This is a genomic window from Novosphingobium sp., from assembly GCF_025351285.1.
Classification (GTDB): domain Bacteria; phylum Pseudomonadota; class Alphaproteobacteria; order Sphingomonadales; family Sphingomonadaceae; genus Novosphingobium.
This window is the reverse complement of sequence record NZ_JANXWG010000062.1, coordinates 1-11,985: the sequence shown is the minus strand read 5'-3', so window position 1 is coordinate 11,985 and position 11,985 is coordinate 1. Positions and strand designations below refer to the sequence as shown.

Here is an 11,985-nt window from a genome sequence, read left to right as displayed (position 1 = left end):
ATCGCCGACTTGCGCGGACTCGATCGCGCGTTCTGGGGCGTGGTCGGGTTCGGTGTGCTGTTCACGATGGCGCGGTTCAGCGAGGCGTTCCTGGTGCTCAAGGCCAACGCCGATGGCCTGCCGCTGGCGCTGGCGCCGCTGGTGCTGGTGGTGATGAACCTGGCCTATTCGCTCGGCGCTTATCCCGCCGGCATGCTGTCCGACGCGGGTGGAGCGAAGCGGCCGATGCTGCTCGGGCTGGCCAGCCTGATCGCGGCCGACGCGTGCCTTGCCTTCGGGCACGGCCTGGCCGCGACGTTCGCCGGGATAGCGCTGTGGGGCGTGCACATGGCGCTGACCCAGGGCGTGCTGGCGCAACTCGTGGCCGAAAAGGCGCCCGCAGCCATGCGCGGATCGGCGTTCGGCGTGTTCAACCTGGCGACCGGGCTGACGATGCTGGCGGCGAGCGTGCTGGCCGGCGTGCTGTGGGATGCCGCCGGTCCGCCGGCCACGTTCATGGCCGGCGGAGCATTTGCCGCGATGACGCTGGTGCTGCTGGCGGCGCGCCGAGCAGCGCCAGCCGCCTAGCGCGCGCCGAGGCTGTCGTACCAGGCGGCAAGATCGTCGTGCATGTGCGCCAGTTCAGCCGGGTTGAGGTAGACCATGTGCCCGCTGGGGTAATACTTGAAGCTGACGTTCTTCTGGAGGGCGGGCGGCAGCAGCATGTGCGCGACATCGTATTCGGTGCCGTAGAACGGTGTTGCGGCGTCGTAATAGCCGTTGAGGAACAGCGTCTTCATCGCTGGATTGGTGCGCATCGTCGCGGCCAGGTCGACCGCCGTGTTGGGGTTGTTCTGCGCCCCGCGTTCGCCCGCGGCCTTGTGCTTCCATACCCAATCGAAGCCCTCCTCGCGCGCCGACGGCTTGTACGGCATGTCGCTGTGGTAGCCGAGCGTGCGGTTCGCGTAATCCATGAAGCTTGCCACGTAAGCGCCTGTGATCGCGGTCGAAGCCGGATCGTCATCGGGCGAACTGGCGTTGGCGTCGCCCACCGGCAGCAGGTAACGGGTGTCGAGCCGGCCGGTGGACAGGCCTCGGTCGCGCAGCAGTTCGGTCTGGAAGTGGCCGAGGCTGACGCGCAACTGGGCGCGCAGGATGAAGTCTTCGGGTAGGCCGATGTAAGCGGACATCTGGTGCGCGATGCTGCGCGCTTCCTCGGGGCTGATCGCCGAGCCCTTGGTCAGCGCCGACGCGTAAGGACCAGCCACGAACGCGCGCACTTCTGCCAGAAACGCGGGCAGATCGGCGGGCCGGTTGGCGAGCTTGTTGTGATACCACGCGGTCGCGGCAAACGTCGGGAACAGCGTCATCGTGTTCTGGTCGTAGCCGGGCTGGCGCACGCCGTAGTTGAGGATCGAGGACAGGAACACGATCCCGCTCGGGCTCATGCCGCGATCTTCGAGCAGCGCGCCGACCGCGCCGTTGCGCAGCGTGCCATAGCTCTCACCGAACACCACCTTGGGGCTGCCCCAGCGACTGTTCTTGGTCACATAGCGCATGATGCCGCGCGCGAAGGCGTCGGCATCGGGGTCGACGCCCCAGAAATCCTTGCCGGTCTTGTCGCCCAAGGGCCGCGACCAGCCGGCGCCGACCGCGTCGATGAACACGAGATCACTCTTGTCGATCAGCGAATCCGGGTTGGGGCGCAGCGCATAGTCGGAAGGCGCGACATAGGCCGGATCGCTTGTCGCCACGCGCACCGGCGCGAAGCTGCCCATGTGGAGGTAGATCGTCGCTGAGCCCGGCCCGCCGTTGTAGAAGAACGTGACCGGACGGTTCCCACCGCCGTCCTTGGTGTAGGCGGTGTAGAACATGCTGGCGATCGGCTTGGCGTCATCGTTGCGAATGGTCAGCGTGCCGGCGGTGGCGGTGTAGGCGATGCGGCTCCCGCGCACCGTGACCGCGCCGTGGCTGACGGCTGCAGCTTCATCGACCGGCGGGCGTGCCCAGGCGGCGTTGGCATCGGCTTCGAGTGCGTCCTTGTGGTCCTTGGCTGCATCGGCCTTGCGATCGGGCTTTTCGCCCAATTTGCTTTCGGCGGGCGGTGCGGCGGCGATCAGCGACAGGGCAAGGAGCGGGGCGAGGGAGGCAAGGCGCATCGGCGGACTTTCGGATTGGTTTCAGCGCTTACTAGTCACGCCGTTCGATGCGCGACAAGGCGGCGGGCGCAAGTTCGTCGCGCAGTTGCAAATATGACGCAGGATCAGGCGCGCGCGGCCGCGATGTAGCGCGTGACTTCGCCCGCCAGCACGTCGAGCGGGACGTTACCGCCATCGACCACCGCCTGATTGAAGTCGCGCAGATCGTACTTCGCGCCCAGCGCCGCCTTGGCGCGTTCGCGTTGCGCCAGGATCTCGGTCTGCCCGACTTTGTAGCCGCAGGCCTGCCCCGGCCACGCGCAATAGCGGTCGATCTCGCTGGCGGCGTTGCTGCGTGGCAAGCCAGTGGCGGCGATGAATTCTGTCAGCGCCCGCTCACGGCTCCAGCCCATGCTGTGGATGCCGGTATCGACCACCAGCCGCACCGCGCGCCACGAAAGCCCCATCAGGTAGCCGAGCCGGCCGGCGGGATCGCCATCGTACATGCCCAGTTCGTCGGCCAGTTGCTCGGCATAGAGCGCCCAGCCTTCGGAATAGGCGTTGAATGCCAGCATCGAGCGCAGCAGCGGCAGTTTCTGCGCATATTCACCCTGCCACACGTGCCCGGGGATGCCTTCGTGGAACACCAGGTCGGGGATCGTCACGCGGTTGTGGATCGAGGGATCGCCCAGGTTCACCCACACCTTGCCCGGCACCGTTCCGTCGATCGAACCCGGGCCGCCGTAAGCAGCAGGCGCGCCTGGCTCCTCGGCCAGCGGCAGGCGGCGGATTTCGAGGTTGCCGCGTGTGGGCTTGCGGAAGGCGTTGGTGAGCCGCGGGCGGATCGCGTCGAGCTTGCCCTGCATATAGGCGACGATCTGTTTGCGGCCTTCATCGCCGTCGGCAAAACCGACGCCGGGCTGCTTCTGGAGCGCAATTGCCCGCTCGCCGACTCCACCTTGCGTGAGGCCAAAGCCTTTGAGGATCGTGTCCATCTGCACGTTCAATTCGGCCAGTTGCGCCACGCCCATCGCGTGGATTTCGGCGGCTGAGCGACGCGTTGTGGTGCTGGCGCGCAAGCCCCAGGCGTACCAGGCCTCGCCGTCGGGGCGGTGGAGCATGCCCGCCTCGGGTTTGGCCAAGCCGCGCTGGATGCGGATTTCGGCAAGCTGGCGTTCGAGCGCGGGGACGATGCCGTTGCTGACCAGCCTGGTTGCGCGCGCCGTCCAATCGCCGGGTATCGCGCCGGTCTTGTGCGCGAGCGGGCCGATCAGCGGGCCGTCTGCCTTGGCGGCATCGGCGAGGCTCTGGGTCAGCGCGGTGATCGTCTTGTCGAGCAGGAAATCGGGCGGCACCAGGCCCTTTGCGCGCGCCGCGCGGATGCGGGCCAATTCGCCATCGAGCAGCGCGGGGGTTGCCGCCAGCCGCGACAGGTACGCCTCGGCGTCGGCGGCATTCTTCACCGGTTGCTCGCCATCGAGCAATTGCGGCACGTCGAGATAGCCGCCGACGTTCTGGATCACCGCATAGGGCGTGTTGCGCCAACTGCCGATCGTGGCGACGCCATAGGGCAGTGCCATGCCGTCGAGCGCGGTGCGGAACGCACTTTCGACCACCGCCACGCTGGCGAGCGTGGCGGTGTCCAGCTCTGCGCGGGGAAGGTGGGCGAGATCGGCCAGCGACCGCGTGAGCAGGCGCCGCTTGGCCTCGATCCCGGCCTCCGAACTGTCACCCAATCGTCCGCGCAAGCCCGCGTGGACGCCGGTATCGACGCCCAGGCCGGTGGCGCCGGTCGGTTCGAGTTCGAGCAATTGCCACGCAATCCGGTCGAGCAGTTCCGTGGCGCCCGAGGCCGCCGCAGCAGCGCGAAGCGGGGTGGCAATCAATGCACCGCCGGCGGCGAGTGTGGCCAACGCTTCGCGGCGCGAGAATTTGGAATTGGTCATTGGGGCATGATGGCAAGCAGCGGCCGTCCGGTCAAACGGCGCACGACCGGCCCTGTTGACACCGGCGGTGATGGTGGCGCACCCCCTGCGGTCGACGATGGTGCTGCGCTCCCACTTATCACCCCCCGAGGTTTTGCGCCGCGCGCTGGTTTCGCGCGTGCAGGCGCTGTTTCATGATCCGGCGCGGAACGAGAAGCCGATCGCTCGATCGGATGATGCGCTGTTTCCGACCGACTCGGTGATCTGGCGCGTACACGGCGACGTGACGACCATGATGATCGGCGGCGTTACCGCGCTGCTGCTGCAAATGCTCCACCCCGCCGCGCTGGCCGGGGTGTGGGAACACAGCACCTTCCGCAACGACATGCTCGGCCGGTTGCGCCGCACCGCGCGGTTCATCGCGGTGACGACGTATGCCGAACGCGGCCAGGCCAGCGCGGCGATCGACCGGGTGAGGGCGGTGCATGAATATGTGCGCGGCACGTTGCCCGATGGCACGCCTTACTGCGCCAGCGATCCCGATCTGCTCGCCTGGGTCCATGTCTGCGAGACGATCGGATTTCTCGATGCATGGATTCGCTACCGCGAGCCCACGATGTCGCGCGCCGATCAGGACCGCTACGTGGCCCAGGCGAGCGTCGTGGCGCTGCGGCTCGGCGCCGATCCGGTGCCGCAGACCCGCGCCGAAGCCGAAGCGCTGCTCCAGAAGTTCAGGCCCAAGCTGGCGGGCAGCGAACAGGTGCGCGCGGTGGCGGCGATGATCCTCGACCAGCCGGCAAATTCGCGGATCGCGGCGCCGGCGCAGCGCTTGCTGATGGAAGCCGCGGTCGATCTGATGCCCGGCTGGGCCAAGTCGATGCATGGCCGGCGGGTGGACATGTACCAAATCCCCGCGGTGCGTGGTGGCACTTGGGCCATGGCGCAAACGCTGCACTGGGCATTCTCGGGCCGGCGCTGACGACCACGCGCATAGTGGACATTGCGCTCGCGGTATCGGATGAGCGTAACCGGACACACCATTCGCTTACGGGGCAATCCATGCAATTCGATGACGTCGTTCTCGGCCGCCGCAGCATTCGCGGATACAAGCCCGATCCTGTCCCCCGTGCGCTGATCGAGGAAATCCTGGGGATCGCGATGCGCTCGGCTTCGTCGATGAACACGCAGCCTTGGAATTTCACTGTGATCACCGGGGAGCCGCTCGATCGGATCCGCAAGGGCAACACCGAACGCAACGTGGCCGGCATTCCGCACAGTCGCGAATTCCGCACCGGCCACGCCTTCGAGGGCGTGCACCGCGAACGCCAGATCGGCGTCGCCAAGCAGCTTTTCACCGCGATGGGCATCGCGCGCGACGACAAGGATGCGCGGCTCGATTGGGTGCTGCGCGGATTCCGCCAGTTCGACGCCCCGGTCTGCGTGATCATCACTTACGATCGCGATCTGGCAGACAGCGACGATACTGCGTTCGATTGCGGCGCGGTCGCCAACGCGCTGATCAACGCCGCCTGGTCTCGGGGCTTGGGCACCGTGGTCAACAGCCAGGGCATCATGCAATCGCCGGTGGTGCGCGAACACGCGGGCATCGCCGATGACCAGGTTATCATGAAAAGCATCGCGCTTGGCTGGCCGGATGAAAGCTTCCCCGCCAACGCGGTGGTCTCCACACGCAAAGCGGTGGACGAGGCGGCGGTGTTCGTGGGGTTCGACGGCTAGACTTCGCCGCGCGCCCCTGCGAAGCCGTCAGGCTTCGCCGCGCGCCATCGCAAAGCTGCGGGTCATCTGCTCTAAATAGCCTTGCCCGGTCGCCGCGCTCCACGCCTTGGCCGGATCGCGGATCGCGTCCAGGTTCGCGGCGACGTCGGCGATCGACCATTCGGGGCGGTAGATGCCTTCGGTCTCGGATATGAATGCGCGCGCAACGCGGCCGGCCATCGAGACATACATCTCGCCCGAAACCGCGCAGTCCTCGTGGCACAGATAGCCGACCACGGGCGCGACCAGTTCCGGCCCCATCGGCGGGAACGACGACGTGTCGACCGCTTCGGACATGCGCGTGACCGCGCCGGGCAGGATCAGGTTGGACTTGATGTTGTGCTCGGCGCCCTCGATCGCGATCACGTTGGACAGCCCGATCATCGCCGCCTTCGACATCGCGTAATTGACGATGCGTTGCGTACCGTAGAGCCCGCCGATCGACCCGGTCAGCACCACACGGCCATAGCCGGCCTTGACCATGTGCGGGAAGGCGGGGCGCACCACGTTGAACGCGCCCATCAGATGAACGTCGATGACGGCGCGGAAATTGTCGTCGGTGATCTCGTCGAGCGCGCCGTAGCGCACGTTGCCCGCGCTGTGGATCAGGATGTCGACTTTGCCGAACGCGTCGAGCGCTTTCTGGATGATCGCGGTTCCCCCCTCGAACGTGGCGACGCTGTTGGTATCGGCCACGGCCTTGCCGCCGGCGGCGCGGATCGCGGCGGCGGCTTCTTCGGCCGGGCCGGCATCGACGCCCGCTCCGACGATCGCGCTGCCGTTGTCGTTGATCACGACCGATGCGCCAAGGCTGCCGAGCAGATCGGCGTAAGCACGACCCAAGCCGCGCGCGCCGCCGGTGATGACGGCAACGCGGCCATCGAATCTTTTGGCGTCGAATCTGGGTTCAGTCATGGGTACAACTCCTTGAAAATCAGCCTGCCGACGGGTCACGCTGCGCGCGCCGATTGGTCAGCGGGCGCTGGTAGCTGGGATCGGTGGGGCTGCGCGACGGCGCTCCGTTGCGGAAAATGTCGGGCACGTCAGCAAAGGGCAGCGGCAGCGAGGGTGCCATGCCCGACCATTCGATCAGGTTGGTGCGCAGGACGATCCGCCATTCCGGTCCCTGGGCACCGTCACGCCGCTCAAGCCGGTCGAGGTAGCGGCCGCCGGCCATCCAGTTGCTGTCATCGCGGTTGCGGCCGACGAACAGGTAGTACGTTTCGGCGTGGGCAACTTCGCGCCCATTTTCCTTGGCAATATCAATAGTGCAGTTCAGCAAGTTGTGATGCGTTGCGAACTGCCCGGCCTCGTGCATCGGCACGGCCCAATCGTAGCAGGCCTCGGCCGAGCCCACGAATGGTCCGGCAGCGACCGTGGCGTCGGGGTGGAATGCGGAGAGATAAAGCGGCTTGTCGAACCGGTCCATGCCGCGGCTGAACCGCGTCAGGCAGGCGCGGATATCGGCTTCGGCGAGCAGGGCGTCGAGCCGGGCATCACGATCTTGCGCCATTACACCGGTGCCTTGGCGGTGGAGCGGATCGGCTGCCAGATCGGCGCGCCGCGCCGTTCGCGCAAGCTCGGGATGGTGCGGCCATCGACGTCGGTCACGCCATAGGTTTGCGCCAGTTCGGCGGTGATGAAGGTGCCGCCCGAATGGCGCATCACATCGAGTTCGCACAGCAATTCGGCCAGCACGCGGCCTGGAAATTCGGGGCTGCAGCCATCTTCGGGCCGGGTGGCCGAACGGCCCTGAAGGCCGGGGATGCTGGCAAGGTTGCGCAAGGCCCGCTCGGTCAGCGTCAGGCCCTGCCACAGCGAGATCGAGGCGACGTTGTGCGGCTCAAGCTCGATTGCCATGTCGCGCGCCATGCGGTCGACCGCCGATTTGCACGTGCCGAACAGGGTGCCGTATGTATAGGTCACGCCGACATAGCCCGAAATCGCGGCGATCAGCCCGCTGCCTTGCGGCACCATGATCTGCGCCGCATGCCACGCCGCGATGTAGTTCGAGCGCACGCCGACATCGAACATTTCGAGGTTCGACAAAGGTTTCTGCCAGAAACCTCCGGCATCGGTGAGGTCATCTGGAATCGTGAAGGCGTTGTTGACCAGCAAGTCCAGCCGTCCTTCGTCGCGCGCGATCTGCGCGAACAGCGCGGCGACCTGCTCATCGCTGGCGTGATCAATGCCGACGGCAACGCCTTTTCCGCCGCGCGCGGTGCAGGCTTCGGCGGTTTCACTCACCGTACCTGGCAGCGAGTGCACGCCCTGCGCCACGGTCCGCCCGGTCACGTAGACGGTCGCGCCCTCGGCCGCGAGTGCGAGCGCCATACCCTTGCCAATGCCGCGACTTGCCCCGGTCACAAGCGCTACCTTGCCTGCGAGGCGTTGCGAACTCGGACCGCTCATGCCTTTGAACCGTCGAAGAAAGTCGCGCTGTAATCGCCATGCGCGCGGCCGGTGAAGTGGTCGCCAGAAAACGGCATGCCCATCACGCCTTGCGACCAGTCGGCCGCCGCACCCCAGTCCTGGAACCAGTCGTAAAGCATGGTCCGCTCGGCGATCCGCCACTCGCCTTCACGCTTGGCGAACAGGTCCAGGTAACGCCCGCCGATCACCGTATCCTGATGCTGCGTGCCGAAATCGACGCGGTGGTACGAAATGACCTGCGTTTCGACTTTGGCAAGGTCTCCGGCCAGTTCGATGTGGCTTTGCCCCAGCACGTGCTGGGTATCGGCAATCGAATCGGCCCCCGGCACCACCCACGCCAGATATTCGGCGAAATCGCCCTTGAACACGCCGTAATCGGTCATCGAATCTGGCCACAGGCTGGCACTGATCAGCGCCGCATCGCGCCGGTCCTCTCCGCGTGCCAGCCGGGCCAGGCAGGCACGGATTGCTTCGCGATCGAGCAGGGTTTGCAGATCCATCGCCTTGGCTGTCCTCTCGGCTGCATAATCTGGCCGCCATCGTCACGGCGAAGCCTTGGGCCGTTCCGCTCGTCCGGCTTGACCGTGCGCAGCAATCGCGGTTCAAGCCGGACGATGCAAGCATCCCCGCGCCACCGCCGCCTATCCATCGCCCGTGCGGAGCAGCGCGGATGATTGCACCAGACGGATTGTCGATCGCGCATGGCATCCCGCTGGCCGATGAGCCGGGGCTGGGCGCGCTGACGCTGCCCGGTTTCCTGCGTGAAGTCTGCGAACGGCATCCGAACCGGGAAGCATTGGTCGAACACCGCCCCGACGGCGGCGTGCTTCGCTGGACTTATGCTGCATTGTGGCAAGAGGCGATGGCCGTCGCGCGCGCGCTCACCGCCGGCGGGCTGGCCAAAGGTGAGCGCGTGGCGGTGCTGATGACCAATCGCGCCGAGTTCCTGGCCGCCATGTTCGGGATCGGGCTCGCCGGCGGGGTCGCCACGCCGTTCGGCACATTTTCGACCGCGCCCGAGATCGAACACCTGCTGTGGCTTTCGGCGTGCAGCGTGCTGCTGTTCGAACCGCAAGTGCTGCGCAAGGACTTTGCAAGCATCCTGCACGACCTTGTTCCGGGGCTGAAAGTGGCGTCGTCGGGCGGGCTTGCGGTGCCGCAGTTCCCGTTCCTGCGCCGCGTGGTGGCGCTCGATCTCGAGTCCGGCGCGGGTGCGATCGAGCGGTGGCAGGACTTCATCACGAGCGGCGCGGACGTGTCCGATGCCACCGTCACCGCGCGGGCTGCCACCGTGGCGCCGGCCGATCCGGGCGTGGTGTTCTTCTCGTCCGGCTCGACCGCCCGCCCCAAAGGCGTGCTTTCGGCGCACCGTGCAGTGGCGATCCAGTGCTGGCGCATGGCACGGCACCAAGGCCTTGGCGCGGCAACGCGAAGCTGGACCGCCAACGGCTTCTTCTGGTCGGGCAATTTCGCGATGGTCATGGGCGCCACGCTGGCCAGCGGCGGTGTTATCGTGCTCCAGCGCACCTTCGATCCGGGCGAAGCGCTGCGCTTGATGGCTGCCGAGCGGGTGACGTTCTTGTTCGCCTGGCCGCACCAGTGGGAGCAACTGGTCGGCGCGCCGGGGTTTGCCGAGGCGGATTTGTCGGCGTTGGTCGAGCTCGATCCCGCGGGCCCGATCGCGCGCCATCCCACCGTCAGCACCCGCTGGATCGAGCCGCGCCATGCTTACGGCAATACCGAGACGTTCACGCTTTCGACCGGGTATCCGGCGGGTACGACGCAAGATGCGGGGGGAAACAGCCACGGCCTGCCGCTGCCCGGCAATACGCTCAAGATCGTCGATCCGTTGACCGGTGCACTGGTGCCGCTGGGCGAACGCGGCGAAATCGCCATCAAGGGCCCGACGCTGATGCTGGGCTACCTCGGCGTGCCGCTGGACGAAACGCTAGACGACCAGGGCTTTTTCCGCACTGGCGACGGTGGCTGGATCGATGCGCAAGGTCGGCTCGTGTGGGAAGGCCGGCTGAGCGACGTGATCAAGACCGGGGGCGCCAATGTCAGCCCGCTCGAGATCGACGCGGTGCTGCTGACGTGCCCGGGCGTGCGGCTGTCGCAAACGGTGGGCGTGCCCCATGCCACGCTGGGCGAACTGGTGGTGGCTTGCGTGGTGCCGCACGATGGCGCGACGGTGACCGAGGACATGGTGCGCGATTTCGCGAAAGCGCGGCTTGCCAGCTACAAAGTGCCGCGCCGCGTGCTGGTGTGCGCGGCCGAGGATCTGGAAATGACCGGCAGCGCCAAAGTCCGCACCACTGCGCTGCGCAGCCTTGTGGGGGAACGGATCGCGGCTGGACGTTGAGGGCGCAAGCCGGAAATCAACCGCCCACCACCACGAGAAATCGCGCAGAAACAACGGCCCTGCAAGGGTTCGCCGTTTCTGCGCGATTTCAGGGACCGGGAAGTCGTTCGACTGCTGGGCGTTAGCCGCCGCGCAGCAGCGAAAGCACGCCCTGCGCGCTCTGGTTGGCCTGCTGGATCATCGCGGTCGACGCCTGGCTCAGGATCTGGGCCTTGGCCATCGCGGTCGATTCGGCCGAGTAGTCGGTATCCATGATCCGCGAGCGTGCATCGGTCAGGTTGGTGGCATTGTTGGTCAGGTTGTTGACCGCCGACGACAATTGGGATTCGCCAGCGCCCAGCCCTGCGGCGGTGGCTTCGGCGTCCTTGAGCGCCAGGTCGACATTGGCCAGTGTGGTGGTCGCCTTGGCGGAAGTGGTCACGTCGAGCGCGGTGGCCGAGATATTGGTCCCGTCGATCGCCAGGCTGGTCAGCGTGATCGCGTCGGTGGAATTGGCGCCGGCCTGAATGGCGACGGTCACGTTGGTGCCCGCGGTGGTCGAAAACAGCGCATTGCCGTTGAACTTGGTGTTCGAAAGCACGCTGCCGATCTGCGTGGTCAGCGAGGTCACTTCCTGCTGCATGTTGGTGCGGTCCTGCGCCTGGTATGTGCCCGACGCCGACTGCACCGCGAGTTCACGCACCCGCTGGAGCATGTTGATCACTTCGTTGACCGCGCCTTCACCGGTCTGCGCCAGCGAAATGCCGTCATTGGCGTTGCGCACGCCTTGCTGCATGCCGTTGACCTGCGCAGTCATCGAAGTGGAGATGGCAAGGCCTGCGGCATCGTCCTTGGCGCTGTTGATGCGCTTGCCGGTGGACAATCGCTCCATCGACTTGCCCTGCATCATCGTGGCCGAGTTGGACGCGTTGGCCGCGCGGATCGCGTTGATATTTGTATTGATGACCGTCATGGGTATGTCCCCCCGCTTGGCGGTGCCGCAAAGCCGATCGTGCCGGACGGTTCCGGTCGATCGATCCCCGGACCGATGAGCCATGGTTAACGTGGTGATTTGAAGCCGGCGTAAAGCACCACTAAGGGAAAACACGTTGGCCACTTGCTCGAACGCTCGGGTTGACGCCAGCCCGCGCTCTCGACATGAGCGAACGATGATCGACAACCGGCGTTTCCGCGATGTGCTTGGCACTTATCCCACCGGCGTGTGCGTAGTCACCGCGGTCGATGCAGAGCAGCAGCGGCATGCGCTGGTAATAGGCTCGTTCGCGTCGATCTCGCTCGATCCGCCGCTGGTGGGGTTTTTCCCCGACAAGAAATCGAGCACCTGGCCGCTGATCGCTGCCACCGGCCGGTTCTGTGTGAATGTGCTGGGCGC

General features: G+C 66.4%; 12 protein-coding genes. 5 read left to right on the top strand and 7 right to left on the bottom strand.

The genetic code is table 11. The annotated features are described in order from the left end of the window. On the top strand, positions 1-567 hold a 567-nt coding region (locus Q0R16_RS07705), incomplete at its 5' end, for an MFS transporter (protein WP_295634519.1). On the opposite strand, the gene Q0R16_RS07700 is transcribed toward Q0R16_RS07705, so the two are convergent. Further along, positions 564-2,138, bottom strand: coding sequence for a peptidase S10 (locus tag Q0R16_RS07700; RefSeq protein ID WP_295634516.1), 1,575 nt, complete (start codon positions 2,136-2,138; stop codon positions 564-566). The two genes, Q0R16_RS07705 and Q0R16_RS07700, sit on opposite strands and share 4 nt — an antisense overlap. Before the next feature lie 104 nt (positions 2,139-2,242). Continuing rightward, positions 2,243-4,063 (bottom strand): DUF885 family protein, encoded by a 1,821-nt coding sequence (locus tag Q0R16_RS07695; RefSeq protein ID WP_295634513.1) that lies wholly within the window; start codon positions 4,061-4,063, stop codon positions 2,243-2,245. Between the two features lie 97 nt (positions 4,064-4,160). Between Q0R16_RS07695 and Q0R16_RS07690 the strand changes: the two genes are divergently transcribed. Next, on the top strand, positions 4,161-5,021 hold the full coding sequence (locus tag Q0R16_RS07690) for an oxygenase MpaB family protein (protein WP_295634510.1): 861 nt from the start codon (positions 4,161-4,163) through the stop codon (positions 5,019-5,021). A gap of 80 nt (positions 5,022-5,101) precedes the next feature. Further along, positions 5,102-5,779, top strand: a complete 678-nt coding sequence (locus tag Q0R16_RS07685) for a nitroreductase (protein WP_295634507.1) — start codon at positions 5,102-5,104, stop codon at positions 5,777-5,779. 27 nt (positions 5,780-5,806) lie between these two features. On the opposite strand, the gene Q0R16_RS07680 is transcribed toward Q0R16_RS07685, so the two are convergent. Genes Q0R16_RS07680 through Q0R16_RS07665 form a run of 4 tightly spaced genes read right to left on the bottom strand, consistent with a single transcriptional unit; the run spans position 5,807 to position 8,751 of the window. Next, entirely contained in the window at positions 5,807-6,733 is a 927-nt protein-coding gene (locus Q0R16_RS07680) for an SDR family NAD(P)-dependent oxidoreductase (RefSeq protein ID WP_295634504.1), read from the bottom strand. 19 nt (positions 6,734-6,752) lie between these two features. Further along, the gene (locus Q0R16_RS07675) at positions 6,753-7,331 is read right to left on the bottom strand and encodes a nuclear transport factor 2 family protein (protein ID WP_295634501.1); all 579 of its coding nucleotides are present in this window, start codon (positions 7,329-7,331) and stop codon (positions 6,753-6,755) included. Next, a complete protein-coding gene (locus Q0R16_RS07670; protein ID WP_295634498.1) occupies positions 7,331-8,230 on the bottom strand; it encodes an SDR family NAD(P)-dependent oxidoreductase in 900 nt (299 codons plus the stop codon). The genes Q0R16_RS07675 and Q0R16_RS07670 overlap by 1 nt, the downstream gene beginning before the upstream one ends. Beyond that, a complete protein-coding gene (locus Q0R16_RS07665; protein ID WP_295634495.1) occupies positions 8,227-8,751 on the bottom strand; it encodes a nuclear transport factor 2 family protein in 525 nt (174 codons plus the stop codon). The genes Q0R16_RS07670 and Q0R16_RS07665 overlap by 4 nt, the downstream gene beginning before the upstream one ends. A 170-nt stretch (positions 8,752-8,921) precedes the next feature. Here Q0R16_RS07665 and Q0R16_RS07660 point away from each other — a divergent pair, with 170 nt between their 5' ends. Continuing rightward, positions 8,922-10,613: an AMP-binding protein gene (locus Q0R16_RS07660; protein ID WP_295634492.1), complete on the top strand. Its 1,692-nt coding sequence runs from the start codon at positions 8,922-8,924 to the stop codon at positions 10,611-10,613. Between the two features lie 121 nt (positions 10,614-10,734). Here the strand turns inward: Q0R16_RS07660 and Q0R16_RS07655 are convergent, their stop codons facing one another. After that, a complete protein-coding gene (locus Q0R16_RS07655; RefSeq protein WP_295634489.1) occupies positions 10,735-11,565 on the bottom strand; it encodes a flagellin in 831 nt (276 codons plus the stop codon). Positions 11,566-11,761: 196 nt separating this feature from the next. Between Q0R16_RS07655 and Q0R16_RS07650 the strand changes: the two genes are divergently transcribed. After that, positions 11,762-11,985 (top strand): flavin reductase family protein (locus Q0R16_RS07650; RefSeq protein WP_295634486.1); only part of this gene is annotated, 224 nt, incomplete at its 3' end.

Bases quoted from the DNA above. Each gene is read 5' to 3' on its own strand.
- Q0R16_RS07685 (WP_295634507.1), top strand. From the start codon at position 5,102: ATGCAATTCGATGACGTCGTTCTCGGCCGCCGCAGCATTCGCGGATAC.
- Q0R16_RS07660 (WP_295634492.1), top strand. From the start codon at position 8,922: ATGATTGCACCAGACGGATTGTCGATCGCGCATGGCATCCCGCTGGCC.
- Q0R16_RS07700 (WP_295634516.1), bottom strand. From the start codon at position 2,138: ATGCGCCTTGCCTCCCTCGCCCCGCTCCTTGCCCTGTCGCTGATCGCC.
- Q0R16_RS07675 (WP_295634501.1), bottom strand. From the start codon at position 7,331: ATGGCGCAAGATCGTGATGCCCGGCTCGACGCCCTGCTCGCCGAAGCC.
- Q0R16_RS07680 (WP_295634504.1), bottom strand. From the start codon at position 6,733: ATGACTGAACCCAGATTCGACGCCAAAAGATTCGATGGCCGCGTTGCC.
- Q0R16_RS07665 (WP_295634495.1), bottom strand. From the start codon at position 8,751: ATGGATCTGCAAACCCTGCTCGATCGCGAAGCAATCCGTGCCTGCCTG.
- Q0R16_RS07670 (WP_295634498.1), bottom strand. From the start codon at position 8,230: ATGAGCGGTCCGAGTTCGCAACGCCTCGCAGGCAAGGTAGCGCTTGTG.
- Q0R16_RS07695 (WP_295634513.1), bottom strand. From the start codon at position 4,063: ATGACCAATTCCAAATTCTCGCGCCGCGAAGCGTTGGCCACACTCGCC.
- Q0R16_RS07690 (WP_295634510.1), top strand. From the start codon at position 4,161: ATGGTGCTGCGCTCCCACTTATCACCCCCCGAGGTTTTGCGCCGCGCG.
- Q0R16_RS07655 (WP_295634489.1), bottom strand. From the start codon at position 11,565: ATGACGGTCATCAATACAAATATCAACGCGATCCGCGCGGCCAACGCG.